The sequence below is a fragment of the Okeania hirsuta genome (genome assembly GCF_003838195.1).
Classification (GTDB): Bacteria; Cyanobacteriota; Cyanobacteriia; order Cyanobacteriales; family Microcoleaceae; genus Okeania; species Okeania hirsuta.
This window is the reverse complement of the sequence record NZ_RCBY01000418.1, coordinates 1-3,566: the sequence shown is the minus strand read 5'-3', so window position 1 is coordinate 3,566 and position 3,566 is coordinate 1. Positions and strand designations below refer to the sequence as shown.

Sequence of the window (3,566 nt, the reverse complement as noted above, 5' to 3'; positions counted from 1 at the left end):
CTGATGGGGGCTTTCTGCTTCAATGCACCCGCCTTCGGGGATTTACTCCCTTCAGGTCTTACAGTCGCTCCACAGACTGACACTGCCTGCACGGCAGCCTTCTTGGTGGGCGTTCCCTTGCGTCTATCGCCGACGCGGGTTCCCATCCGCAAAATATTTACCGAAGCGTTTATGTCCCTGTCATGGTGAGTTGCACACTCTGGGCAATCCCACTCTCTAATACTTAGAGGTAATTTTTCTACTATGTGTCCACAATTAGAGCAACGTTTAGAACTAGGAAAATATCTATCAATCTTAATTAATTCCCGCCCATACCATTCAGCTTTGTATTCTAATTGTCTGACTAATTCCCCCCAGTTGGCGTCACTTATTGCCCTTGCTAACTTATGGTTTTTAACCATGTTTTTTACCGCTAAATCCTCAACTACTATCGTTTGGTTTTCTTTGATTAGCTGAGTAGTTAGCTTGTGGGTATAGTCAAGCCTTGAATCTTTTATTTTTGCGTGTATCCTAGCTACTTTCAGTCTAGCTTTTTGATAGTTATTAGATCCCTTAGTTTTTCTAGATAGAGACTTCCCTGCTAACCTCAATTTTTTATGTAATTTCTGAAGATTCTTTGGATTGGCAATTTTTTCTCCATCACTTGTAGTTAGTAAACTGGTAATTCCTAAGTCAATACCTATTTGTTTCAGTACTGGTTTGATTTTTAAATTTCTAGTGTCGCTGACTCTCAAAGATATAGACCATCTGCCAGAAGGGTCAAGTTTTACAGTTATTGTGGTTGGTACAAAGTTTTGTGGTAGTTGCCTACTCCATCTTATAGGTAATGGTTCAACACATTTGGCTAGATAGACTTGACCATCTTTCCACTTAAATGCTGATGAGTGTGAACTCAGCACTACCACCATTCCGTTTTTTCTTGAAGTTTGGGTATTTAGCACGCCCACTAAAAAAATTAGAGAAGGCACTCTGTAAATGTCTCAAACCTTGCTGTAATGGTACACTACTTACTTCTGTAAGAAAATCTAAATCTTCCTGCTTTTTCCAGTTGGTAAGCATAGCAGAAGTTTGCTTATACCCTACCCGTTCTTGTTTCTCATACCAAGCTTGAGTCCTTTGTGCTAAAGCTTTATTGTAGACCAAGCGTACACAACCCAAAGTTCTCCGCAACAGACTTTCCTGCTGCTTAGTAGGGTAAAACCTAAATTTGTACGCTTTTTCAACCATCTATTGTTTACTTTTCCACATTTACATTTTAACAGACTATTTGTAAAACCGCAACATTGATTGGTTTTCCCATCCCTCCGCTCCCCTGCGGGAGAGCGCGGGTCTTCAACCAACGTTGAGATAAAGTCCTAGCCTCTAGTGCCGCTACTGGGAAGTTAAAAGTCATGCATTTAAAAGCGAGTGCTAATTGGCGAGGTTTCCTACGAGGCGCCTACTGTGCGGAATTACTTCCGCACACAGCCCCTCCGGAATGTAAGACGCACATCTGACAGTCAATCATTTTTGATTTGTAATTGTTTTAGAATTTTGTAACTGGTCAGTTATTTCCGCCACCCTGCAGTAGTCTAAAAACTTTACTGCTCATATAAAGTGGGCTAAAACTCTCTATGTAAAGTCCAACAATATACACTTGTAGTGCAGCCAGTTCGAGACCAATCGACTTGCCCCTGAATACGAAGAGTTCTATTTTCACTGACTTTTACATCTACAATTACTTGATCGCCTTCGACAAAAAATTGTCCTTGAGGTTCGACTTGAATGGAGTAATATGTGTATTCACCTCCATTTTTTCTTAACCAATTAACTCTACTTCAGATCGAAAAATTCCATTACCGTTATGATAATAGGGTTATTTATCGTTGATGGGTAAAAACAATTGTTATTGTTTAGAAGTTTGAGTATTTTGCTGACGCTTTTTATAACAAGCAATGCAAGCACCAACAGCCAATAATCCTAGAGTACTCAGTGGTTCAGGAACAGGTTTTGGTTTTTCAGAAGATTCTACTCTGACATTATCAACTAGCAAAGCTGAGGTCTTATCAGTTCCATCTAGATCGTAAACTGCTATACCCACCGTGTAATCGCCAGCGGCAAGAAATGTTGAGAATGTTCCTTGAGATTTTTTCTCAAATTCAGGTGATGTCAGGGAACCAGGTGCAGGGAAATCACCTTCACTTTGAGCAAAAGTCTCAATCACCGTATTTGTGCCGTCAAATATAGTTACAATCGCACGGTCTGAAGGAAGAGAAAATAGACTAGTTGTGTTTCCATCGTTGGTAAGAAACTTCCAATCAAAACTCAGATTAAAATCATGCTCGAAAGAAAAAGATTGTTTGATCGCTGACCCTTCTTTAGAATCTAATTGAATCCCAGTCATAGCAGTTATAGGTGTATCAATTTGTAAGGCATCATTTTCTAGCCCCAAGAATGCTTGTAGTTGAGCATCGTTGATAGTGGCAATAGTGGCATCAGTACCTGAAAAATTATATTCACCATCACCAACATTATCGTCATCTCTCCAGGTTGTTGCAGTGGTTAACAAAGCCTGAAAGGAGCTATCTGTTGGATCGAAATTGTTGAAAGTACCTACTGTACTGACATCTCCGGTGGTCATCCAAGAAGTGAAGTCAGATTCAAAGCTGCCGTTGTTAAATGCTGCTGCTTGAACTGGCTTAGAAGTTATGGTTCCTAAGCTTAGTAAGCTGAGAGTAGCAACTGGAAGCAAGGAAAGACCACGGAAAAGGGATTTAGAAGTTGATAAAAGTTTGAACATTATTTTTGTGAATTGAATTAATTACAGAAATTGAGGGTTGATGCAACTTGATATTGTGGAAAACCGATTGAGTGAAGTGTTCTATTGAGCGTACTCAAATTTATTGAAAATTGTAGCAGATGATTTTCTAAAATTGTAGCACATAATTTGCTATTTTTCCCAGTTTACAAAATTCATCTTGTTGGATTTTTAGAGACGTTGCGTGCAACGTCTCTATGAGAATTGCTACGAGACTTGGGAACGGATTATCTTGTGAAACCTGCTCAAGGAAAAGTAATAGGAAACTTAGACAATTATATCTGTGTTCGGATTAAACACATTGCCGTCAGGATTTATGGATGAAACTCCATTCAGAACAACGATATTTTCTGGCGCTAGTCCACCAGTGTTCCCATCAGGGTCGATTTGGAACCATGTTGCATCAATTCCAAAGGCTCCCAAATCAAAGGGATTGATGTATGAATTATCAATTGCATCCTGAACAGTTCCTTCTGGGAATTGGTCATAGAAGTTTGATTCATTCTCAAGTAGAATACCCAAATCAAGTTTATCCCTACCACTCTGGAAGTCAGTTATGTCATCTCGTTGGTCCAATAATTGGGTGTAGACGAATATGTCATCTCCCTCTCCTCCAGTTAGCATATCCCTGCCTTCAAAGCCAGTTATGATGTCGTTACCTGGAGTTCCTTCAATCATGTCCATACCACTGGTACCGTCGATTATGTTAGCTGCTGGCACTACACCGATATGGTTACTAGGGTCATTGTCTGTGACATCATCAATGTCA

At 39.9% G+C, this 3,566-nt stretch carries 2 protein-coding genes and 1 pseudogene; all 3 read right to left on the bottom strand.

Translation table 11 applies throughout. The annotated features are described in order from the left end of the window. A pseudogene (locus D5R40_RS31210) lies at positions 1–1,227 on the bottom strand (RNA-guided endonuclease InsQ/TnpB family protein); the annotation flags it as partial. A gap of 658 nt (positions 1,228–1,885) precedes the next feature. Next, positions 1,886–2,779: a hypothetical protein gene (locus D5R40_RS31195; RefSeq protein WP_124155743.1), complete on the bottom strand. Its 894-nt coding sequence runs from the start codon at positions 2,777–2,779 to the stop codon at positions 1,886–1,888. Between the two features lie 285 nt (positions 2,780–3,064). Next, positions 3,065–3,566, bottom strand: a 502-nt coding sequence (locus tag D5R40_RS31190; RefSeq protein WP_205127776.1) for a M10 family metallopeptidase C-terminal domain-containing protein, incomplete at its 5' end; no start/stop codon positions are given.